Origin of the sequence: Streptomyces cinnamoneus (assembly GCF_014650495.1) — a bacterium.
GTDB lineage: Bacteria > Actinomycetota > Actinomycetes > Streptomycetales > Streptomycetaceae > Streptomyces > Streptomyces cinnamoneus.
In genome coordinates, this window is sequence record NZ_BMVB01000030.1 from 35,469 (window position 1) to 55,184 (window position 19,716).

General features: G+C 71.7%; 22 protein-coding genes. 13 read left to right on the top strand and 9 right to left on the bottom strand.

The genetic code is table 11. The annotated features are described in order from the left end of the window. Positions 1-105: 105 nt before the first annotated feature. Positions 106-1,248, bottom strand: coding sequence for a hypothetical protein (locus tag IE182_RS28220; RefSeq protein WP_190112798.1), 1,143 nt, complete (start codon positions 1,246-1,248; stop codon positions 106-108). A 320-nt stretch (positions 1,249-1,568) separates the two neighbouring features. On the opposite strand from IE182_RS28220, the gene deoC reads away from it, so the two are divergent. Genes deoC through IE182_RS28235 form a run of 3 tightly spaced genes read left to right on the top strand, consistent with a single transcriptional unit; the run spans position 1,569 to position 4,880 of the window. Next, positions 1,569-2,570 (top strand): deoxyribose-phosphate aldolase, encoded by a 1,002-nt coding sequence (gene deoC / locus IE182_RS28225; RefSeq protein WP_190112821.1) that lies wholly within the window; start codon positions 1,569-1,571, stop codon positions 2,568-2,570. 2 nt (positions 2,571-2,572) lie between these two features. Then, the gene (locus tag IE182_RS28230; RefSeq protein ID WP_190112799.1) at positions 2,573-4,003 is read left to right on the top strand and encodes an aldehyde dehydrogenase family protein; all 1,431 of its coding nucleotides are present in this window, start codon (positions 2,573-2,575) and stop codon (positions 4,001-4,003) included. After that, a complete protein-coding gene (locus IE182_RS28235; RefSeq protein WP_190112800.1) occupies positions 3,996-4,880 on the top strand; it encodes an aldehyde dehydrogenase family protein in 885 nt (294 codons plus the stop codon). The genes IE182_RS28230 and IE182_RS28235 overlap by 8 nt, the downstream gene beginning before the upstream one ends. Before the next feature lie 68 nt (positions 4,881-4,948). Here the strand turns inward: IE182_RS28235 and IE182_RS28240 are convergent, their stop codons facing one another. Further along, entirely contained in the window at positions 4,949-5,380 is a 432-nt protein-coding gene (locus IE182_RS28240) for a hypothetical protein (RefSeq protein WP_190112801.1), read from the bottom strand. 74 nt (positions 5,381-5,454) lie between these two features. On the opposite strand from IE182_RS28240, the gene IE182_RS28245 reads away from it, so the two are divergent. Further along, positions 5,455-6,144, top strand: coding sequence for a uridine kinase family protein (locus IE182_RS28245; RefSeq protein ID WP_190112822.1), 690 nt, complete (start codon positions 5,455-5,457; stop codon positions 6,142-6,144). Positions 6,145-6,296: 152 nt separating this feature from the next. Here IE182_RS28245 and IE182_RS28250 read toward each other — a convergent pair whose 3' ends face one another. After that, positions 6,297-7,055 carry a SigE family RNA polymerase sigma factor gene (locus tag IE182_RS28250; RefSeq protein WP_190112802.1) on the bottom strand — a complete coding sequence of 253 codons (759 nt, stop codon included), beginning with the start codon at positions 7,053-7,055 and terminating at the stop codon, positions 6,297-6,299. Positions 7,056-7,272: 217 nt separating this feature from the next. On the opposite strand from IE182_RS28250, the gene afsQ1 reads away from it, so the two are divergent. From afsQ1 to IE182_RS28275, 5 genes are all read left to right on the top strand, one after another. Continuing rightward, on the top strand, positions 7,273-7,950 hold the full coding sequence (gene afsQ1 / locus IE182_RS28255) for a two-component system response regulator AfsQ1 (RefSeq protein WP_177338123.1): 678 nt from the start codon (positions 7,273-7,275) through the stop codon (positions 7,948-7,950). 132 nt (positions 7,951-8,082) lie between these two features. Then, positions 8,083-9,576 carry an ATP-binding protein gene (locus IE182_RS28260; protein ID WP_308432176.1) on the top strand — a complete coding sequence of 498 codons (1,494 nt, stop codon included), beginning with the start codon at positions 8,083-8,085 and terminating at the stop codon, positions 9,574-9,576. Then, positions 9,573-10,166, top strand: a complete 594-nt coding sequence (locus IE182_RS28265) for a hypothetical protein (protein ID WP_190112804.1) — start codon at positions 9,573-9,575, stop codon at positions 10,164-10,166. Before IE182_RS28260 ends, IE182_RS28265 begins: the two co-directional genes overlap by 4 nt. Before the next feature lie 67 nt (positions 10,167-10,233). Next, entirely contained in the window at positions 10,234-10,788 is a 555-nt protein-coding gene (locus IE182_RS28270) for a VanZ family protein (protein WP_190112805.1), read from the top strand. 101 nt (positions 10,789-10,889) lie between these two features. Continuing rightward, positions 10,890-11,102 (top strand): PspC domain-containing protein, encoded by a 213-nt coding sequence (locus IE182_RS28275; RefSeq protein ID WP_190112806.1) that lies wholly within the window; start codon positions 10,890-10,892, stop codon positions 11,100-11,102. Positions 11,103-11,211: 109 nt separating this feature from the next. Here IE182_RS28275 and IE182_RS28280 read toward each other — a convergent pair whose 3' ends face one another. Continuing rightward, entirely contained in the window at positions 11,212-11,601 is a 390-nt protein-coding gene (locus IE182_RS28280) for a hypothetical protein (RefSeq protein WP_190112807.1), read from the bottom strand. Between the two features lie 191 nt (positions 11,602-11,792). Next, positions 11,793-12,941, bottom strand: coding sequence for an adenosine deaminase (locus IE182_RS28285; RefSeq protein WP_190112808.1), 1,149 nt, complete (start codon positions 12,939-12,941; stop codon positions 11,793-11,795). 104 nt (positions 12,942-13,045) lie between these two features. Between IE182_RS28285 and IE182_RS28290 the strand changes: the two genes are divergently transcribed. Beyond that, the gene (locus tag IE182_RS28290) at positions 13,046-13,840 is read left to right on the top strand and encodes an alpha/beta hydrolase (protein WP_190112809.1); all 795 of its coding nucleotides are present in this window, start codon (positions 13,046-13,048) and stop codon (positions 13,838-13,840) included. Between the two features lie 190 nt (positions 13,841-14,030). Here IE182_RS28290 and IE182_RS28295 read toward each other — a convergent pair whose 3' ends face one another. Continuing rightward, positions 14,031-14,963 (bottom strand): LysR family transcriptional regulator, encoded by a 933-nt coding sequence (locus tag IE182_RS28295; RefSeq protein WP_373303630.1) that lies wholly within the window; start codon positions 14,961-14,963, stop codon positions 14,031-14,033. A 171-nt stretch (positions 14,964-15,134) separates the two neighbouring features. Between IE182_RS28295 and IE182_RS28300 the strand changes: the two genes are divergently transcribed. Both IE182_RS28300 and IE182_RS28305 read left to right on the top strand, forming a co-directional pair. Beyond that, entirely contained in the window at positions 15,135-16,400 is a 1,266-nt protein-coding gene (locus IE182_RS28300; protein WP_373303632.1) for an MFS transporter, read from the top strand. 204 nt (positions 16,401-16,604) lie between these two features. After that, the gene (locus IE182_RS28305) at positions 16,605-17,165 is read left to right on the top strand and encodes a hypothetical protein (RefSeq protein WP_190112812.1); all 561 of its coding nucleotides are present in this window, start codon (positions 16,605-16,607) and stop codon (positions 17,163-17,165) included. Between the two features lie 68 nt (positions 17,166-17,233). Here IE182_RS28305 and IE182_RS28310 read toward each other — a convergent pair whose 3' ends face one another. Further along, entirely contained in the window at positions 17,234-17,839 is a 606-nt protein-coding gene (locus tag IE182_RS28310) for a Uma2 family endonuclease (RefSeq protein WP_190112813.1), read from the bottom strand. A gap of 246 nt (positions 17,840-18,085) precedes the next feature. Between IE182_RS28310 and IE182_RS28315 the strand changes: the two genes are divergently transcribed. Continuing rightward, complete coding sequence (locus IE182_RS28315) at positions 18,086-18,598, top strand: hypothetical protein (protein ID WP_229845184.1); 513 nt, start codon at positions 18,086-18,088, stop codon at positions 18,596-18,598. A gap of 50 nt (positions 18,599-18,648) precedes the next feature. Here the strand turns inward: IE182_RS28315 and IE182_RS28320 are convergent, their stop codons facing one another. Then, complete coding sequence (locus tag IE182_RS28320) at positions 18,649-19,341, bottom strand: RraA family protein (protein WP_190112815.1); 693 nt, start codon at positions 19,339-19,341, stop codon at positions 18,649-18,651. Continuing rightward, positions 19,335-19,529 (bottom strand): DUF397 domain-containing protein, encoded by a 195-nt coding sequence (locus IE182_RS28325; protein WP_190112816.1) that lies wholly within the window; start codon positions 19,527-19,529, stop codon positions 19,335-19,337. The genes IE182_RS28320 and IE182_RS28325 overlap by 7 nt, the downstream gene beginning before the upstream one ends. Positions 19,530-19,716 lie beyond the last annotated feature (187 nt).

Below are 19,716 nucleotides of genomic sequence, written 5' to 3' on the forward strand. Positions count from 1 at the left end.
GCTCCCCCATCCGGATGGGCTACCCACCCCTCCGGGAGGATGACGAAAGGGCGGACCGCTGCCGGGTAGCAGCGGTCCGCCCTTTCGTCTCTTGCTATGAGGTTGTCAGGAGTTGAGGCCCGCCACCGTCCGGCGGCGGTACAGCACCGCGAAGCCGAGGCCGGCCGCGCCGGCCGACGCCAGGGCGCCGCCGCTCGCGAGCAGGAGCGTGTCGTCGTTGCCCTGGCCGACGCCCTCGGCACCGGCCGCCACGCCGCCCTGCGGCATGACCTTGGTCTGGACAGCGGCAGCGGCCTGGGCGGCCTGCGCGGGCTGCGCCGCGGTGGCGGCCTTCGCCTGGGTGGCCTTGGCCGCGGTGCCGGCAGCGGCCTTGGTCACCGTGCCCCCCGCGGGGAACGCGAAGGTCTTGCCGCCGACGCGCAGCACGGGGCGGGAACCGTCCGCGCCCTCCAGGCTCAGGTGCAGGCCACGGACCGTCTCGGTGCGGTGCTCGCGGTTCAGCACGGTGGCCACGCGGCCGGTGACCACGTCGCCCTGCTGCCACGTCGGCCCGACGTAACGGATCCACGCCTCCGGCCCGCCCGTGTTGGGGTCGTGGCGGAGAACGGCGATCATGCCGTTGCCGAGGGAGACGGCGGTGCCGGAGTAACGGTCCGCCTCACCGGCGTGCGGGTCGACACGCTCGCCGGCCGGGGTGACGGGGCCCTTGTCCCACGCGGAGGAGACGGTGCCGTCCTTGTGCAGGACCACGCGCATGCCGCCCCAGTAGCCGACGTCGAGACCCGGCTGGCTCGACAGGATCAGCACGGCGCGGCCGTCGACGACGAGCTCGGCACGGAAGTTGTCCGGGCGGTCCTTGCCGATCGCCATCTCGTGACCGTCCACGAGGGTGACCCGGGACGGGGCCGCAGCCTTGCCGGCCTTGTCGGCCTCGGCGGCCCGGCCCGCCTTGCCGCCCTGCGCGGCCTTCTCCGGCGCCTTGGTCGCGGCCTTCTCGGCCTTCTCGGCCTTCTCCGCCTTCGGGGCGTCCGACCGCGTCTCGGCCTGCGCCGCCGGGGTGGCGGTGCCGGCGGCCTGCTCGGCTGCCTTGGCCGCGGGAGCGGCAGGGGCGGCCGGGGCGGCGGGAGCCGCGGGCGCGGCCGGCTCCGCCGCGAAGGCGGCGGTCGGCGCCAGGACGGCGGAGGCGAGTGCGGCGGAGGCGACGGCGGCGCGGAAGGCGATACGGCGGCGCGGGGACATAGCTGACATGCTGGACTCCTGGCTGGTCTGGCCTGGGAAGAAGGGAATTCGCATGCCGCTTCCCTCAGTTCGGGGTTCCTCGGTGTGGTTGAGGCCGGAGAGGTCGGGCGGGGCTGCTGAGAAAAAGATTATGGATCTTGTGTGATCGCACCTTCGCGCATTTGTCACCAAACATCGACAGCAAACGGAACGCCGACCACGACTTCATGCCTCGTGCCACGAAGTCCGGACATATCCTTCTCTACAGGGCGGCCACGTGAGGCCGCGCACACCCGGCCCGCCAGGGGGGTGACACGCGCTACGCGCGTAGATATGCTCATCCGGTGACCATGCACTCTCCCCCGACAGTCCCCTCAAACGGCAACGAGGCCGCGGAGCGACTGGCGTCGATGGCGGACGTGACCGCTTCCGACGGTGCGCTGCGCCGCTTCCTGCACGGCCTCCCGGGCGTCGACCCGGTCGGGCTGGAGGCCCGCGCCGCGGCGCTGGGCACCCGCTCGATCAAGACGACGGCGAAGGCTTACGCCATCGACCTGGCGATCTCGATGATCGACCTCACGACCCTGGAGGGCGCGGACACCCCGGGCAAGGTCCGGGCGCTGTGCGCCAAGGCCCTCAACCCGGACCCGACGGACCGCGGCACCCCGCGCACCGCCGCGATCTGCGTCTACCCCGACATGGTGGCCACCGCCGCCGGGGCCCTCGCGGGCTCCGACGTGAAGGTCGCCTCCGTCGCCACCGCGTTCCCGGCCGGCCGCGCCGCGCTGCCGGTCAAGCTGGCCGACACCCGCGACGCCGTGGCCGCCGGTGCGGACGAGATCGACATGGTGATCGACCGCGGGGCCTTCCTCGCCGGCCGGTACCTGTCGGTCTTCGAGGAGATCAAGGCCGTCAAGGAGGCGTGCCGCCGCGAGGACGGCTCCGCCGCCCGCCTGAAGGTCATTTTCGAGACCGGCGAGCTGTCGACCTACGACAACATCCGCCGCGCCTCCTGGCTCGGCATGCTGGCCGGCGCCGACTTCATCAAGACCTCCACCGGCAAGGTCGCGGTGAACGCCACCCCGGCGAACACCCTGCTGATGCTGGAGGCCGTGCGCGACTTCCGCGCCACGACCGGGGTACAGGTCGGAGTGAAGCCCGCGGGCGGGATCCGGACCACCAAGGACGCGATGAAGTTCCTGGTGCTCGTGAACGAGACCGTGGGCGAGGAGTGGCTGACCAACGAGTGGTTCCGCTTCGGTGCCTCCAGCCTCCTCAACGACCTGCTGATGCAGCGGCAGAAGCTGAGCACCGGGCGCTACTCCGGTCCTGACTACGTGACGGTGGACTGATCATGGCTTTTGAATACGCACCGGCGCCGGAGTCGCGCGCGGTCGTCGACATCGCCCCGTCGTACGGGCTCTTCATCGACGGCGAGTTCCGCGAGGCGTCGGACGGCAAGGTCTTCAAGACCGTTTCGCCGTCGACGGAGGAAGTCCTCTCCGAGGTCGCCCAGGCGTCCGCCGAGGACGTCGACGCGGCCGTCAAGGCCGCCCGCAAGGCGTTCGAGAAGTGGTCGGCGCTGCCGGGCTCCGAGCGCGCGAAGTACCTGTTCCGCATCGCCCGGATCATTCAGGAGCGCTCGCGCGAGCTGGCCGTTCTGGAGACCCTCGACAACGGCAAGCCGATCAAGGAGACCCGCGACGCGGACCTCCCGCTGGTCGCCGCGCACTTCTTCTACTACGCGGGCTGGGCCGACAAGCTCGGTCACGCCGGTTTCGGGCCGGACCCGAAGCCGCTGGGCGTGGCCGGCCAGGTCATCCCGTGGAACTTCCCGCTGCTGATGCTGGCCTGGAAGATCGCCCCCGCGCTGGCCGCCGGCAACACGGTCGTGCTGAAGCCGGCCGAGACCACGCCGCTGTCGGCGCTGTTCTTCGCGGACATCTGCCGCCAGGCCGGTCTGCCCAAGGGCGTCGTGAACATCCTGACCGGCGACGGCACCACCGGTGCCGCGCTCGTCGGCCACGACGGCATCGACAAGGTCGCCTTCACCGGCTCCACCGCCGTCGGCAAGCAGATCGCCCGCACCCTTGCCGGTACGGACAAGCGGCTGACGCTGGAGCTCGGCGGCAAGGGCGCCAACATCGTCTTCGACGACGCGCCCATCGACCAGGCCGTCGAGGGCATCGTCAACGGCATCTTCTTCAACCAGGGCCAGGTCTGCTGCGCGGGCTCGCGCCTGCTGGTGCAGGAGTCGATCCAGGACGAGCTGCTGGACGCCCTCAAGCGCCGGATGTCGACGCTGCGCGTCGGCGACCCGCTGGACAAGAACACCGACGTCGGTGCGATCAACTCCGCCGAGCAGCTGGCCCGCATCACGGCGCTGGCGGACAGTGGCGAGGCCGAGGGTGCCGAGCGCTGGGCCCCGGCGTGCGAGCTGCCGGGCGCCGGTTACTGGTTCGCCCCGACGCTGTTCACGAACGTCACCCAGGCCCACCGGATCGCCCGCGAGGAGATCTTCGGCCCGGTGCTGTCCGTGCTGTCCTTCCGCACCCCGGCCGAGGCCGTCGCCAAGGCGAACAACTCGCAGTACGGGCTGTCGGCCGGCATCTGGACGGAGAAGGGTTCGCGGATGCTCGCCGTCGCCGACAAGCTGCGCGCGGGCGTCGTCTGGGCCAACACGTTCAACAAGTTCGACCCGACCTCGCCCTTCGGCGGCTTCAAGGAGTCGGGCTTCGGCCGCGAGGGTGGCCGTCACGGTCTGGAGGCCTACCTCGATGTCTGATCGGCTCAGTGTCTTCAAGACCTACAAGCTGTTCGTCGGGGGCAAGTTCCCCCGGTCCGAGAGCGGGCGGGTGTACGAGGTGACCGACTCCAAGGGCAAGTGGCTCGCCAACGCCCCCCTGTCGTCCCGCAAGGACGCCCGTGACGCCGTCGTGGCGGCGCGCAAGGCGTTCGGCGGCTGGTCGGGGGCGACCGCGTACAACCGCGGCCAGATCCTCTACCGCGTCGCCGAGATGCTGGAGGGCCGCCGGGAGCAGTTCGTCGCCGAGGTCGCCGAGGCCGAGGGGCTGTCGAAGTCCAAGGCCGCCGCCCAGGTGGACGCCGCCATCGACCGCTGGGTCTGGTACGCGGGCTGGACGGACAAGATCACCCAGGTCGTCGGGGGCACCAACCCCGTCGCGGGGCCGTTCTTCAACGTCTCCTCCCCCGCGCCGACCGGTGTGGTGGCCGTCGTGGCCCCGCAGGAGTCCTCCCTCCTGGGCCTGGTCTCCGTGATCGCCCCGGTGATCGCCGGCGGCAACACGGTGCTCGTGGTCGCGTCCGAGAAGGCGCCGCTGCCTGCCCTGTCGCTGGGTGAGGTGCTCGCCACCTCCGACGTGCCCGGTGGCGTGGTCAACATCCTGTCCGGCAAGGCCGCGGAGATCTTCCCGTCGCTCGCCGCGCACCAGGACGTCAACGCGATCGACCTGGCCGGTGCCGACGCCGAGCTGGCGAAGGCCCTGGAGGTCGCCGCGGCCGACAACCTCAAGCGCGTCGTCCGTCCACAGGCTGTGGACTGGGCCGCCGACCCGGGCACGGGCCGGCTGACCGCCTTCCTGGAGACGAAGACCGTCTGGCACCCCACGGGTTCGCTGGGCGCGGGCGGCTCGTCCTACTGAGGCACCACCGCACACGGAGAGGGCGGCCCCCCGGTGACCGGGGGGCCGCCCTCTCCGTTTCGCGGGCCTCAGGGGCCCAGTGTCACGCCGCCCAGGAGCTGGCCGACGAGCGGCAGGTCGCCGAGCTGTCCGGTCTTGGTGATCGGCGACGTCAGCATCTGGGTGTTGATCGGCTGGAAGTCGGCGACCTGCGTGCGGGCGCCGTTGTTCAGCGGGTCCACGGGGGTGGCCGCCAGCGGGTGGTACTTGAAGGTCCTCACCACGGGCCCCAGCCCCTCCGCGGACTTCTCCAGGGCGATGCGCGTGCCCTGGAGCGCCGCTTTGACGTCCGTGCGGCCCAGCTCGGCGCGCGGCGCCTGCGGCTGGGCGCCGGCCTCGACGGCACCGCCCGCGACGAGCGCTGCGCCGGCCGAGACGGTCAGCCCGACCCGCGCCAGGGTGCGCCTGCGGCGCGGCGGGGGGACGGGGGCGGAGCGTGCGTGACGTGCGTGGGAGGCCATGACCACCTGCCGGGGTTGGGGTAAAGGATCCAGTCGGGTCGCATTCGACAGCGCAGAGTATCCAAGCAATGACAATGCGTGCACGGCGCGACCCGGGGGGATCCTCCATACGGCTCAATGCGTCACACTGGTGTCCCGTGACATCCCTCCTGCCCTCCGCGCGCGTCATCCTGCTCACCGGACCGTCCGGCTCCGGTAAGTCGTCCCTCGCTGCCCGCACCGGCCTGCCCGTGCTCAACCTGGACGACTTCTACAAGGAGGGCCACGACCCGACGCTGCCCCAGCTGCTGGACGGCAGCGGCACGGACTGGGACTCCCCGCTGTCGTGGGACGCGGAGGCGGCCGTCGCGGCCATCGACTCCCTGTGCCGCACGGCCCGTACCGACGTACCGGTCTACGACATCTCCACCAGCTCGCGGGTGGGTGCGAGTGCGCTCGACATCGGCCGCACCCCGCTGTTCATCGCCGAGGGCATCTTCGCGGCCGACATCATCGAGCAGTGCCGTGATCTGGGTCACCTCGCCGACGCGCTGTGCCTGCGCGGCCGGCCGTCGACGACGTTCCGCCGCCGGCTCCTGCGCGACCTGCGCGAGGCCCGCAAGCCCGTGCTCTACCTCGTCCGCCGCGGACTGCGGCTGATGCGTTCGGAGCGGGCCATCGTGGCGCGTCAGACGGCGCTGGGCGCGTTCGCCTGCGGCCGGGACACCGCCATGGGCCGGATCGCCGCCGCGGCCGCCGGGCGCCGGGAGAGCGTCCACTCCTGACGGCCGGCCGCGCGGCCCGCTGAACGGCCGGCACGCGGCACGCGTACCGATACGTGCGAGAGCGGGCGGGGCAGTCCCCCCGGCTGCCCGCCCGCTCTCTTCCCCCGTGTTTCCCCCGTTGGTTCCCCTGGGGCCCCCGCCCCCGTTCCCGGCTAGGCCACGAGCTCCCCGAAGGACTCCCGTACGCCCCGGCCGGAGCCGATGACCTCGTCGTCGCGCAGCCGGCGCAGGGAGCGCCAGATGCTGCTCTTGACCGTGCCGACGCTGATGTCGAGGATCTCCGCGATCTCCGGGTCCGTACGGCCCTCGTAGTAGCGGAGGACGAGCATGGTGCGCTGCAGCTCGGGCAGCCGGGCGAGGGCCTGCCACAGGACGGCGCGCAGTTCGGTGCCGCGCATGGCGTCCGTCTCGCCGGGCGTCTCCGGCAGTTCCTCGGTCGGGTACTCGTTGAGCTTGCGGCGCCGCCAGGCGCTGATGTGCAGGTTGGTCATGGTGCGGCGCAGGTAGCCGCCGACCGCTGCCTTGTCGGTGATGCGGTCCCAGGCGCGGTAGGTCGAGAACAGCGCGCTCTGCAGCAGGTCCTCGGCCTCGTGCCGGTCGCCGGTGAGGTGGTACGCGGTCGCGTACAGGGAAGCCCGGCGCTCCTGGACGTAGGCGGTGAACTCCGCCTCCGCCCGGGACGCGCCACCGGCCCGTTCCCCCGTGGCCGTGCCCCCCGAGGCGCCCCCCGCGCCTCCTGCGGGCTCCCCGTACGCGATCGCGTCGATCGCCACCATGTAAGGCGGCCGCATGCGTCCGGTGCCGCGAGCGCACCCCCGCCCGCCCACGGCACCGGACTTCTCGGGGCTCCGGCCGGCGTCGTGCAGGCGCGTGCGAACTGCGCTGTTCGTGGTGCTGTGCAGTGTGTTCATCTCGCGCCCCCCGTCGGTGGAGCCAGCTCGGTCCGTCAGTGACCCGGACCTCGTACTGCCCGGTGACCAAAAGACTGCCGGGCCAGTTTCATGGCGCTGTCCGCCGACTGTCACAGCCCTGCAACAGGCCGTGCCGCCGCTGTTGCAGGGGCACGGACAAGTCGCTGCGGCGTCCTTCTGTCGAACTACCGGCCAGTCTTAGGCCAGAATGACCACCGTGCCTTTCCTGTTGCTGATCGAGGACGACGACGCCATCCGCACGGCTCTCGAATTCTCCCTGTCCCGCCAGGGTCACCGTGTGGTGACCGCGGCGACGGGCGAGGACGGCCTGAAGATGCTGCGCGAGCAGCGGCCGGATCTGATCGTGCTGGACGTCATGCTGCCCGGGATCGACGGCTTCGAGGTGTGCCGCCGCATCCGGCGCACCGACCAGCTGCCGATCATCCTGCTCACCGCCCGCAACGACGACATCGACGTGGTCGTCGGACTGGAGTCCGGGGCGGACGACTACGTGGTCAAGCCCGTGCAGGGCCGGGTGCTGGACGCCCGGATCCGCGCGGTGCTGCGCCGCGGGGAGCGGGAGTCCAGCGACTCGGCCTCGTTCGGTTCGCTGGTGATCGACCGGTCGGCGATGACGGTGACGAAGAACGGCCAGGACCTTCAGCTGACCCCGACCGAGCTGCGGCTGCTGCTGGAGCTCAGCCGCCGGCCGGGGCAGGCGCTGTCGCGCCAGCAGTTGCTGCGGCTGGTGTGGGAGCACGACTACCTGGGCGACTCCCGGCTGGTGGACGCCTGCGTCCAGCGGCTGCGCGCCAAGGTCGAGGACGTGCCGTCGTCGCCGACGCTGATCCGTACGGTCCGGGGGGTCGGTTACCGCCTGGACGCCCCGCAGTAGGACCGAGCAGCAGCGCGAGCGGCCCGCAGTACCCGTAGGACTTCCGTAGTGCAGAGGACAGAGAGTTCAGTGACACAAGAGCCCGGTCGGGGGCGGGGCTGGGCATCGGCCACGAACGTCATGAAGCTGAGCATGCGGTGGATCAGTCTGCGGCTGCGGCTGATGCTCGTCTTCGCGCTGGTGGCCCTGGCCGCCGCCGTGTCGGCGTCGGCCATCGCGTACTGGCTCAACCGTGACGCGGTCCTCACCCGTACCCAGAACGCCGCCCTGGACGACTTCCGCAAGTCGCTCCAGGACAACACCGGCTCGCTGCCGCTGAGCCCGACCTGCCCGGAGCTGCAGGAGGCCGCGGACCGGATGGCGGCCACCTCGCAGAAGTACGAGGTGCTGCTGATCGGCACGGTCAAGGGCGGCGGCGACTGCGCCGCCCCCTCGGACCGCGACCTGTTCACGCTGGGGGTGGTGCCCAAGACCCTGGTCACCGCCGTCAACCGGGAGCGCAAGGTCGACGACTCCAACCCCTACCCGTACCACCTGTACTGGCAGCGGATCACGCTCGACGGCAAGCCCTACCTGGTGGGCGGCGCGAAGGTCATCGGCGGCGGGCCCACCGGCTACCTGCTGAAGTCGCTGGACAACGAGCGCGCCGACCTCAACTCGCTGGCCTGGTCGCTGGGGATCGCGACCGGCCTCGCCCTGATCGGCTCGGCCCTGCTCGCGCAGGCCGCCGCCTCGACGGTGCTGCGGCCCGTGCAGCGGCTCGGCGACGCGGCCCGCAGGCTGGGCGAGGGCAAGCTGGACACGCGCCTGCAGGTGTCGGGCACCGACGAGCTGGCCGACCTGTCGCGCACCTTCAACAGGACCGCGGAGTCGCTGGAGAAGCGGGTGGAGGAGCTGAGCGCGCGGGAGGCGGCCAGCCGCCGTTTCGTCGCCGACATGTCGCACGAACTGCGCACCCCGCTCACGGCCATCACCGCGGTGACCGAGGTGCTGGAGGACGAGGCGGACAACCTCGACCCGATGATCGCGCCCGCGGTGCAGCTCGTGGTGAGCGAGACCCGCCGACTGAACGACCTGGTGGAGAACCTGATGGAGGTCACCCGCTTCGACGCGGGCACGGCCCGGCTGGTCCTGGACGACGTGGACATCGCCGACCAGATCACGGCGTGCATCGACGCGCGGGCCTGGCTGGACGCCGTCGAACTCGACGCCGAGCGCGGAACCATGGCCCGGCTCGACCCGCGCCGCCTGGACGTGATCCTCGCCAACCTCATCGGCAACGCGCTCAAGCACGGCGGCTCGCCGGTGCGGGTGTCGGTGCGGCAGACGGACGACTCGCTGGTCATCGCGGTGCGCGACCACGGCCCCGGCATCCCCGAGGACGTCCTGCCGCACGTCTTCGACCGCTTTTACAAGGCGAGCGCCTCGCGCCCGCGCTCCGAGGGCAGCGGCCTGGGCCTGTCCATCGCCCTGGAGAACGCCCACATCCACGGCGGCGAGATCACCGCCGCGAACTCGGCGGAGGGCGGGGCCGTCTTCACGCTCACCCTGCCCCGGGACGCCTCCGGCGTCACGGACGACGGGAGCACGCCGCCCGGCGGCGCGGCCGAGGGGAGCGCGGAGTGAGACTCGCCGACACCACCCGTGCGGCGGCCGTCGCGGCCGGCCTGCTGCTGCTCACCGGCTGCGGCATCCGCGGCACGGCCGTGCCCGTGGACGCCGGGAGCGCGCCCTCGCGCGCGACCTGCGTCGCCCGCTCCGGCCACCAGAACACGGCGGCGCCGGGCAGCTCCGCGTACTCCGTCCAGCTCGTGTGCTCCTCGCAGCTCCTGCCGGTGACCCGGACGGTCGCCGTTCCGGAGGAGGGGGACGCCACGGCGATCGCCCGGGCGCTCCTCGACGAGCTGCGCCGCCAGCCCTCGCCCTCCGAGGAGGAGGCCGGCTTCTCCACCGACGTGCCGCAGCGGCTGTCGGTCGCCGGGCCGCGCAGCGGCGACCCGGAGGGGACGCTGCGCCTGAACACGGCGCCGGACGAGCTGCCCCCGCTGGGGCTGGCGCAGCTGGTGTGCACGTACGCCGGGACCCGCGCGGCCGACGGGCACAGCACGGTGATCCTGGGCGGGCCGGGCGAGGACAAGCCGCGCGGCTACGCCTGCACGGAGGAGGCGCGGACCCGTCCGGAGACGGTTCAGGGCTCCGGTGGCGCCGTCTCCTGACAACGGGCGCTGACTCTCTGTACCCGGCTGCGGAACCGCGCGCCCCGCGCACCGCGTCATGGGGGGCGTGCAGCGTCATGGCTACGGCGGTTCGCCCGCCCTCCGATACCGCTACCGCGTGGCGGGCTGTGTCCTCCTGTCCGCCCATCTCCTGGTGGTCGGCTGGCTCGCTCTGCGGCCGCTGACCGCACCGTGGGTGACCGCCGCGCACCTGGAGCCGCTGGCCACGATCCGGGCCGATCTGGCGCTGGGTCCGTGGGGGGCGGTGCGGACGATCGGGGCGGGGCTGCTGCCGTTCGCGCCGCTGGGGGTGCTGCTGCCCTGGGCGGGAGGCCGGATCGTCGCGTCGACGCCGGTGTCGCTGGCCCGGACGGTCTTCACCGCGGCGATGGTCTCGCTGGTCCTGCAGGTCGTGCAGGGGGGTGTGGTCGGCCAGGTCCTGGACGTCGACGCGCTGCTGCTGAACGTCACCGGCGTGACCGTCGCGCACCTGGCCGTCGTCCCCGCGGTACGGGCGCGCCTCCGCCGCAGGGGCGAGGCGGGCCCTACCCGGGCCGTCCGCCGGGAGGAGCCGGACCGGGGTCTGACCCCGACGATCCCCAGGGTCGGGATCGCTCCCTAGAGTGACGCTGCGCCGGGGCCGGCGGCCGTAGCGTTGAGGACATCGGGAGACGTTCCCGCACCTCGACGCTGAGACGCCACGACGCTGAAGGAGTCACCGCCATGTCCGCTCCGCTGGTCCGCCCCCGTCACCACAGGATGATCGCCGGAGTCTGCGCGGGTCTGGCCGAGCGCTTCGGCACTTCCCGGACGACGATGCGGGTCATCTTCCTCCTGTCGTGCCTGCTGCCCGGCCCGCAGTTCCTGCTCTACATCGCGCTGTGGATCCTGATGCCGGAGGAGGGCAGCCGGCGGGCCGCCGCCAAGAGCTGGTGATGCCCGGGCCGCCCCCGGTGCGGCCGTCCGGTGCGACGCGCGGGCCGCGCACCCCTCGAAGGGGTGCGCGGCCCGTCGTGCCGTCCGTCCCGTGTGCGGTGCCGGTGCCTCAGCGCATGTTGGGCGTCCCCAGGCCAGGCAGGGAGATCCCGTTGGGGGCGATGGCCTTGGTGGGCAGGGCGCCGAGCAGGCCCGCGTTGCCCTTGTTGTCGTTCGGCGCGAGCCTCTCGGTGGGCAGGTTGGGGGCGATGGCGACGTCGACGGCCCTGGCCGTCTGCTCCAGGACCCCGGAGGCGACCAGCCTGTTCGCGGCGACGAGCAGCGGCCCGCCGGCCGGGGCCGCCGGGGCGAGCTGCTCGATGGGGAGCCCCTTCGACGCGCCCGTGGCGGTGGTGGTGACGGCCTCCAGCGCGTCGGCGGAGGCGGTGCCCGCGGCGCCGACGGCGATGGCGGCACCGACAACGGCGGCGCCAAGGGCCTTGAGGGATGCCTGCTTCATCAGTTGTGTCCTCGTGACGGGGAATGCGGGGAGCAACGGAAAATGCCGAGCGGCACGCAACCTAGCCACGAGTGCGGTGGGCACGCAATCACTGACACGGCCGGGATGTAAATCCCGGCCGTATCCACCGGTACCTTCACCGTATTTTCCACCGGGCCGGCCCACGGGCCGGCCCGAAAAGGAATTGCTGGTCAGGCCGTTCCGCCCGGCGTCCGGTCGAAGAGCCACTCGGACTTCAGCTCGGCGTAGCCCGGCTTGATGACCTCGTTGATCATGGCCAGACGTTCATCGAATGGGATGAACGCCGACTTCATCGCGTTGACGGTGAACCACTGCATGTCGTCCAGCGAATAGCCGAACGCCTTGACCAGGTGCTCGAATTCACGGCTCATGCTGGTGCCGCTCATCAGACGATTATCGGTGTTCACCGTCAGTCGGAAGTGCAGCTTACGGAGAAGACCGATGGGGTGCTCTTCGTATGAATCCGCAGCGGCGGTCTGGAGGTTGGAGGTGGGGCACATTTCCAGCGGAATGCGCTTGTCGCGCACGTAGGACGCCAGGCGGCCGAGCGTGACCGTGCCGTCCTCGGCGACCTCGATGTCGTCGATGATGCGCACGCCGTGACCGAGCCGGTCGGCACCGCACCACTGCAGGGCCTGCCAGATCGAGGGCAGGCCGAACGCCTCGCCGGCGTGGATCGTGAAGTGGTTGTTCTCGCGCTTGAGGTACTCGAACGCGTCCAGGTGGCGGGTGGGCGGGAAGCCCGCCTCGGCGCCCGCGATGTCGAAGCCGGCCACGCCGGAGTCGCGGTACTTGTTGGCCAGCTCGGCGATCTCCAGCGCCCGGGCCGCGTGCCGCATCGCGGTCAGCAGCGCGCCGACGCGGATGCGGTGGCCGTTGGCGCGCGCCCGGCGCTCGCCCTCCCGGAAGCCCTCGTTCACGGCCTCGACGACCTCGTCGAGGCTGAGGCCCTTCTCCACGTGCAGCTCGGGGGCGTAGCGCACCTCGGCGTAGACGACGCCGTCCTCGGCCAGGTCCTCGGCGCACTCGGCGGCCACCCGGACCAGCGCCTCGCGGGTCTGCATGACGGCGCAGGTGTGGGCGAAGGTCTCCAGGTAGCGCTCCAGCGACCCGGAGTCGGCGGCCTCGCGGAACCAGACACCCAGCCGGTCCGGGTCCGTCTCGGGCAGCTTGTCGTACCCCACCTGGGCGGCGAGGTCGATGACCGTCCCGGGCCGCACTCCACCGTCGAGGTGGTCGTGGAGCAGCACCTTGGGCGCGCGACGGATCTGATCGGGTGAAGGCCGGGAGGCCGGCCGGGAGAAGGTCTCGCTCGTCATCTCGGCACTGTAGCCCCTACGCGCGTAGATGTACGCGAACGATACGGAACAGTGACCCATCGGCGGGGTGGACACCACCCGTCCTTCTGCCATCGTTGTCTGCCATGGTGCAGCAAGCGTTGCCGCAGCGAGATCCAGAAGGTCCGGCGGACCCGCGACCGGCGGCCCGCCTCGGAAAACCGCTCGGAGCCGGCCCCATCGGGAACGCCGTGCACGGGGTGGCCCTGTTGCTCCCCGACGGCAGCGCCACCGGAATACGCCGCCCCTCGCGCTTCGCGCCGGCCGCGCAGCGGCCGCTGGCCCGCCGGCTGACCCGGGCGGGCGGGGACGAGGGCCTGGTCGTCCACGTCCTCCACTACCGCCACCGCGGCTGGAACGGTCCGGCGGCCCATCCCGTGCAGGACACGGAGTGGGCGGCCGAGGAGGTGGTGCGGCGCTACGGCGACGTACCGGTCTGTCTGATCGGTACGGGCATGGGCGCCCGCGCCGCGCTCCGGGCCGCCGGGCACCCGGCCGTCACCTCGGTGCTGGCGCTCGCGCCCTGGCTGCCGGATCCGGAGGCGGTGCTCGATCCCGACCCGGTGCGGCAGCTCGCGGGCCGGCAGGTGCTGCTGGTGCACGGCACCAACGACGAGCGCACGGACCCGGACCTGTCCTACCGGCTGGCCGAACGGGCCAAGAAGATCAACAGGAACGTGTGCCGCTTCGAGGTCCACTCGGACGGCCACGCCCTGCGCCAGCACCGCCCCGAAGTGCAGGCCCTGGTGGCCGACTTCGTCCGCGGCGCGCTCTTCGCCCACCCCTACGCCCGCCCGGTGGCCGACGCGCTGGCGGCTCCTCCGCCCCTGGGCCTGCGCATGCCTCTGGCCTCCGGCTTCGGCCAGTCACTGCGGCACTGACCGGGGCTCCGCCCCGGACCCCGGTCCTCAATCGCCGGACGGGCTGGTTTCCCGGCTTGTCCGGCGCTTGAGGACAAGCAGCACCACCGGCCCGTCCGGCGCTTGAGGACAAGAAACGGTGAAAGGGCGGGGCAGGGGCAAGATCCCCCCAGGCCCCGGCACGGGCACACGGCACCGGCACCGGCACCGCCTAGCGGTGCAGCAACAACTGCCCCCGCCGCGACAGCAAAAACCGCTTGAAGGCCGCAACGGGCGCCGTGTCCGGATGCCCGTCCAGCCACGCCACCCCGATCTCGCGAACGGCCCGCGGCGCAGTCACCGTCAGCTCCACCACTCCCGGCCGCGGCACCGCGGGCGGCGGCAGCAGCCCCACCCCGAGGCCCGCCGCCACGAGCCCCCGCAGCGTCTCCGGGTCCTCCCCCTCGAACGCCACCTTCGGCACGAACCCCGCCTCCGCGCACAGCGCGTCGGTGATGCGCCGCAGCCCGTATCCCGGTTCGAGGGTGACGAACAGTTCCCCGGCCGCCTCCGCGAGCCGGATCCGCTTGCGCACCGCCAGCGGGTGATCGTCCGGCACCACCAGCCGCAGCTTCTGCTCGTCGAGCCGGCGCGCGACCAGGTCCGGCGCGTCCGGCACCGGCGACGTCAGGCACAGGTCGAGGTCACCGTCGCGCAGGCGCTCGATCATCGCCTCGCCGTAGTTCTGGAAGAGCTGGAAGCGCACGCGCGGATGGTCGGTGCGGAAGGCCCGGATGAGTTCGGGTACGGTCTCGGAGCCCATCGTGTGCAGGAAGCCGAACGCGACCTTGCCGGTCGACGGGTCGGCGTCGGCCCGTACGGCCTCGGCGGCTCGGTCGACCTCGGCCAGGGCGCGCTCGACGGAGCCGAGGAAGGCACGGCCGGCCGCGGTGAGCGAGACCGTGCGGCCGTGCCGGGCGAAGAGGTCGACGCCCAGGTCGTGTTCGAGCCGGGCCATGGAGCGGCTGAGCGTCGACTGCGGCATGCCGAGCTGCTGGGCGGCGCGCGTGACGTGCTCGTGGCGGGCGACGGCCACGAACTGGGCCAGACGCGGCGTCAGAGTGGTGGCCCAGGAGCCCGCCTCCAGTTCGGCCGTTGCCGGCACGTCAGAGTTTTGGGTAACACTCCTGTTGCCAATTGGTGACAGAGACACCCGTGACCTGCGGTCATGCTGCATGGGATCGATTATGGCGAGTCTGTGCATTGGACGCATCAGATGCAGGCTGCATACGGTTTTCCCATGCCTCCTGCCGATACCGGGGCATCCGTCGTCATCATGCGTTCGGGTGCCTCCACCTCGTCGTCCCTCCCCTCCGATGACACCGACACCCGGCTGGTCCCCGGCGGGCCCGGCTACCGCCGGATGAGCTTCGCGCTCTTCGCCGCCGGTGTCGCCACCTTCGCCCTCCTCTACTCCACGCAGGCGCTGCTCCCGGCGATCTCGGACGACCTCGGCGTGACGCCCGATCAGGCCAGCTGGACCGTTTCCGCGGCGACCGGCGGTCTGGCCCTCGCGGTCATCCCGCTCAGCGCGCTCTCGGAGCGCTACGGACGGCGCACGACGATGACGGCGGCACTGTGCGTGGCCGCGCTCCTGTCGGTGCTCGTGCCGCTCGCCCCGGACCTGGGCTGGCTGGTGGCCCTCCGCACGGTGCAGGGTGCCGCGCTGGCCGGCGTGCCGGCGTCGGCGATGGCGTACCTGGCGGAGGAGGTGCGCCCGAAGGCACTGATCGGTGCGATCGGGCTGTTCGTGGCGGGCAACAGCATCGGCGGCATGGTCGGCCGGATCCTCGCCGGCTGGGTGACCCAGGCATGGGGCTGGCGTGCGGGCCTGGCCGCGGTCGGCGCGCTGGCCGTGGTGTGCGCGGTCGTCTTCCGCGCGATGATCCCCCGGGCCCGCCACTTCACGCCGGCGGCGGTCTCGGTGAAGTCCCTCGGCCGGACGCTCGGCGCGCACCTGTCCGATCCGCTGCTGCGCCGCCTCTACGCGATCGGCCTGCTCTTCATGACCGTCTTCGGAGCGGTCTACACGGTCATCGGCTACCGGCTGGCGGACGCCCCGTTCTCGCTCCCGCAGGGCGTGGTGGGCTCGATCTTCCTCATCTACCTGGTCGGTACCCTCTCCTCGGCCGCGGCCGGCCGGCTCGTCGGCCGCCTGGGCCGCCGCGGCGCCCTGTACCTGGCCGTCGGCACGTCCACGGCGGGCCTGCTGCTGACCCTGACGTCCTCCCTGACCGCGGTCCTGCTGGGCCTGGTCCTGATCACCGCCGGCTTCTTCGCGGGCCACGCGGTGGCCTCGTCCTCCGTCAGCCGCGCCGCCACCACGGGCCGCGCCCAGGCGTCCGCCCTCTACCAGACGGCCTACTACCTGGGCAGCTCGGTGGGCGGCACCCTCGGCGCGATGGCCTTCCGCTCGGCGGGCTGGGACGGCACGGTGGTCCTGGGCCTGCTGGCCATGGTGGGCGCGGCGTCGATCACGCTGTACGCGACGCGCCAGGCGATGACGCGCCAGCGGGTCGTGGCGGTCTCCGCCCGCCGCTGAACCGTTCCATCCTTCACGCCGGAGGGCCCGTCCCCTCACCCGTCGGGTGGTGGGACGGGCCCTTTTGCTCCCGCTTCCACCAAAGGGGGATGACGCCCTCCCCTCGTTCCGGTGTGCTGGGCGACGACAGACGTGAAGTGCCCATGTCGACGGGGCGGGTGTGTAGTGGACAGGCATTCCAGGCAACTGCGGAGCAGTGCGGCAATGGCGGGCGTCCGTCGACGGATCGCCGCCGTCATCGGCGCAGTTGCGATGATCGCGACCGTCCTCACGGGCGCCGGCACCGGCACGGCCAGTGCCGCGCCCAATGGATGGAAGCCGACGGGCAGCTGGACCTGCTCCGGGACGCCCGTCCCGGACGGGTACGTCATCAGCGCTTCCGACCCCAAGGGCTGCGGCGGCCTGGGCTCCTGGTTCCAGGAGCCTGTCAAGAACGGGATCTGGACCTGCTCGGGCTCGCCCATCCCGTCCGGCTACGTCATCACCGACCACGACCGCCAAGGCTGCAACGGCATGGGCGCCTGGTGGCTGGCGCTCGCCACCGAGCGCCAGTGGACCTGCTCGGGCTCGCCCATTCCGCCCGGCAAGGTGACCACCAACTTCAGCCGCGACGCCTGCCGGGGCATCGGCATGTGGCACCAGGAGCCCGCGCGCGACGGCCTGTGGACCTGCATCGGCTCCCCCATCCCGCCCGGCTACCGCAGCACCACCTACCAGTGGGACGGCTGCGGCGGCGCCGGCGCGTGGCGGATGGTGCGTGTCTGACCCGTTCGGCACGACATGGCACGAGGCACCGCGCGCTGCGCGGTGCCTCATGTCATTCCCTTTGCCTGTCAGGCCGCGGGAAATGCATCCGTGTCGATCACGATGTCGAACGGTGCGGGAAGGTGGATCCCGTCACCGAACTTCCCTGCCTGCAGGACGCGGTAGACATCGTTCTTCGGCTCCCCGAAGAGCGTGATCGTCGGCCCCCCTTGAGCCCACCTGTCAACGAGCAGGTACAGGGGCACACCGGCGTGGGCGTATCCGGCGGGCTTGCTGACTCGGTCGTGCTGCGCGTTGAACTTCGAGGTGATCTCGACGACGAGCTCAGCTGCCTCAGCCTGGATGAAATTCTCGGAACCGTTGGCTTGGGTCGGCGCCGAATCCACCACTGCCTCGGGCGCCACGACAAGATCGGGGATGTAGAGACCACTGCGGGACGGTACGGCGACAGCCAAGGTCTGGTAGATGCCCCAGTCCTTGGGAATGATCGTGGTCAGCTGGCGCTGGAGTTTCCAGGCCACGCTGTTGTGCGTGTTGCTGGGGGCGGGCGACACGGTGACGATCCCTTCAATGATCTCCACTTTGCAGCCCTCAGGAGCGTCCGTCTGCTCCCAGATCCGGACGAGGTCGTCCCAGCCCCTGCCGGGGCCGTGATCGACGGTGAGTGCGCTCATGGCGGTCTCCCCTTCAGGTACGTCACCGATCCCAGCATGCCGAACGAACCCGGCGCCGGTCCATCGCTCTCGTTCACCCGTACGAGTAGCGCAACGCCTGCTTCCACCAAAGGGGGATGACGCCTTCCCCGCGTTCCGGTGTTCTTGGCTCTCGACAGACGCATGAAGTGCACATGCCGACAGGACAGGTGTGAAGTGGACAGAGGTTTCCTGAGCAGGATCGCCGCAGTCGTAGGAGCGGTTGCGATGATCGCGACCGTCCTCACGGGGGCCGCCGCCGGTACGGCCGGTGCCGCGCCCAGCGGGTGGAAGCCGCGGGGCAGCTGGACCTGCTCCGGCGCACCCGTCCCTGACGGCTACGTCATCTCCGGCTACGACCGCACCGGCTGCAACGGCGCCGGCTCCTGGTACCAGGAGCCCGCCAAGAACGGGATCTGGACCTGTTCGGGCTCGCCGATCGTGTCCGGCTACGTCATCACCAACTACGACCGCAACGGCTGCAGCGGCATCGGCGCCTGGTGGCACTCGCTCGCCACCGAGCGCCAGTGGACCTGCTCGGGCTCGCCCATCCCGCCCGGCAAGGTGACCTCCAACTTCAACCGCGACGGCTGCCAGGGCATCGGCATGTGGTACCAGGAGCCCGTCCGCCACGGCATGTGGACCTGCGTCGGCTCCCCCATCCCGCCCGGCTACCGCAGCACCACCTACCAGTGGGACGGCTGCGGCGGCGCCGGCGCCTGGTGGATGGTGCGTGCCTGACCCGCTCGGCACGCAGGACAGAGGCATCGCGCGCTGCGCGGTGCCTCTTGTCATTCCTCGATGGCCCCGCCGATCCGGCGCAGGTGCCGGCGGAAGGTGTACGACGGGTCGGCCGCGCGGCGGGCCAGGTAGTCGTCGAACGACGTCTGGCTGCGCAGCGTGTCGCCGGACCTGATGCGGTGCGCCTGTTCGCGCTCGGTGCGCCGGATCTCGTGCGCGGTCGCCAGTACGGCCTCGGCGTGCGTGGCGGCGAGGAAGACGACGCCGTCGTCGTCACCGAAGGCGAGGTCGTCGCCGCTCACCAGGTGCGGCCCGAAGCGTGCCGAGGCCAGGGCCTCGGGCTCCTGTTCGTCGAGCCGCACTGGGCCGGGCGGGTAGGCGCCGTAGCTGAACACCGGCAGGCCGATCTCGACCAGCTCCGGGGTGTCCCGGTGCAGCCCCCACACCACCAGCCCCGCCACGCCCGCCGCTTCGGCCTCCAGCACGGCCAGGTCGCCGACGCACGCCTCGTCCGTGCGGCCGCCGTTGTCGATGACGAGCACGTCACCTGGCTCGGCCCGGCCGAACGCCTCCAGGAACACGTCGACACTGCCGTAGTGCCGGGCGGGCAGAACCCGTCCCGCGACCCGATGGCCGGGTACGACCGCGCCGATGCCGGCGGGGGCGATGCGGAGCGGTATGCCGTGCCGCACACAGGCGTCGGCCACGAGCGGAGTGGACAGTTCGGCGAATTCCTTCAGCATGCGGGGAGCCTTCCGGCTTTGACGGTGGTGAGGAGGGCGGCCCAAGCCGTGGGGGTGGCGGTGATGACCTGGGCGGGGTCATCGCTCTCGCGGAGACGTATGAGACCACCAGCGGTGCGGGCGGCTTCGAGGCAGGCGCCTTCCGGGCCAGTGCTGAATGAAGACTTCTGCCATGCGGGGCGAGACATGTGGTCACCTATCGCAATTCGTGCAGGAGGTGCTGGAGCAGACTGAGCGAGTCTCTTACCTCGTGGGCCTCGGGCGTGGCCGCCGGATCGACGGGGGCAAGGGCCATGGAGGCTAGGGCGTGTCCGATGGCTCTTTGATGAGATCGCGGAGCCAGATCACGATGGCTGCGGTGGTCAGCGTGCCGTG

Excerpts from the sequence above, each read along its gene's own strand:
- IE182_RS28220 (WP_190112798.1), bottom strand. The coding sequence starts at position 1,248 with ATGTCAGCTATGTCCCCGCGCCGCCGTATCGCCTTCCGCGCCGCCGTC.
- deoC (WP_190112821.1), top strand. The coding sequence starts at position 1,569 with ATGCACTCTCCCCCGACAGTCCCCTCAAACGGCAACGAGGCCGCGGAG.
- IE182_RS28230 (WP_190112799.1), top strand. The coding sequence starts at position 2,573 with ATGGCTTTTGAATACGCACCGGCGCCGGAGTCGCGCGCGGTCGTCGAC.
- IE182_RS28235 (WP_190112800.1), top strand. The coding sequence starts at position 3,996 with ATGTCTGATCGGCTCAGTGTCTTCAAGACCTACAAGCTGTTCGTCGGG.
- IE182_RS28240 (WP_190112801.1), bottom strand. The coding sequence starts at position 5,380 with ATGGCCTCCCACGCACGTCACGCACGCTCCGCCCCCGTCCCCCCGCCG.
- IE182_RS28245 (WP_190112822.1), top strand. The coding sequence starts at position 5,455 with ATGCGTGCACGGCGCGACCCGGGGGGATCCTCCATACGGCTCAATGCG.
- IE182_RS28250 (WP_190112802.1), bottom strand. The coding sequence starts at position 7,055 with ATGAACACACTGCACAGCACCACGAACAGCGCAGTTCGCACGCGCCTG.
- IE182_RS28260 (WP_308432176.1), top strand. The coding sequence starts at position 8,083 with ATGCGGTGGATCAGTCTGCGGCTGCGGCTGATGCTCGTCTTCGCGCTG.
- IE182_RS28275 (WP_190112806.1), top strand. The coding sequence starts at position 10,890 with ATGTCCGCTCCGCTGGTCCGCCCCCGTCACCACAGGATGATCGCCGGA.
- IE182_RS28280 (WP_190112807.1), bottom strand. The coding sequence starts at position 11,601 with ATGAAGCAGGCATCCCTCAAGGCCCTTGGCGCCGCCGTTGTCGGTGCC.
- IE182_RS28285 (WP_190112808.1), bottom strand. The coding sequence starts at position 12,941 with ATGACGAGCGAGACCTTCTCCCGGCCGGCCTCCCGGCCTTCACCCGAT.
- IE182_RS28290 (WP_190112809.1), top strand. The coding sequence starts at position 13,046 with ATGGTGCAGCAAGCGTTGCCGCAGCGAGATCCAGAAGGTCCGGCGGAC.
- IE182_RS28300 (WP_373303632.1), top strand. The coding sequence starts at position 15,135 with ATGCGTTCGGGTGCCTCCACCTCGTCGTCCCTCCCCTCCGATGACACC.
- IE182_RS28305 (WP_190112812.1), top strand. The coding sequence starts at position 16,605 with ATGGCGGGCGTCCGTCGACGGATCGCCGCCGTCATCGGCGCAGTTGCG.
- IE182_RS28310 (WP_190112813.1), bottom strand. The coding sequence starts at position 17,839 with ATGAGCGCACTCACCGTCGATCACGGCCCCGGCAGGGGCTGGGACGAC.
- IE182_RS28315 (WP_229845184.1), top strand. The coding sequence starts at position 18,086 with ATGATCGCGACCGTCCTCACGGGGGCCGCCGCCGGTACGGCCGGTGCC.
- IE182_RS28320 (WP_190112815.1), bottom strand. The coding sequence starts at position 19,341 with ATGCTGAAGGAATTCGCCGAACTGTCCACTCCGCTCGTGGCCGACGCC.
- IE182_RS28325 (WP_190112816.1), bottom strand. The coding sequence starts at position 19,529 with ATGTCTCGCCCCGCATGGCAGAAGTCTTCATTCAGCACTGGCCCGGAA.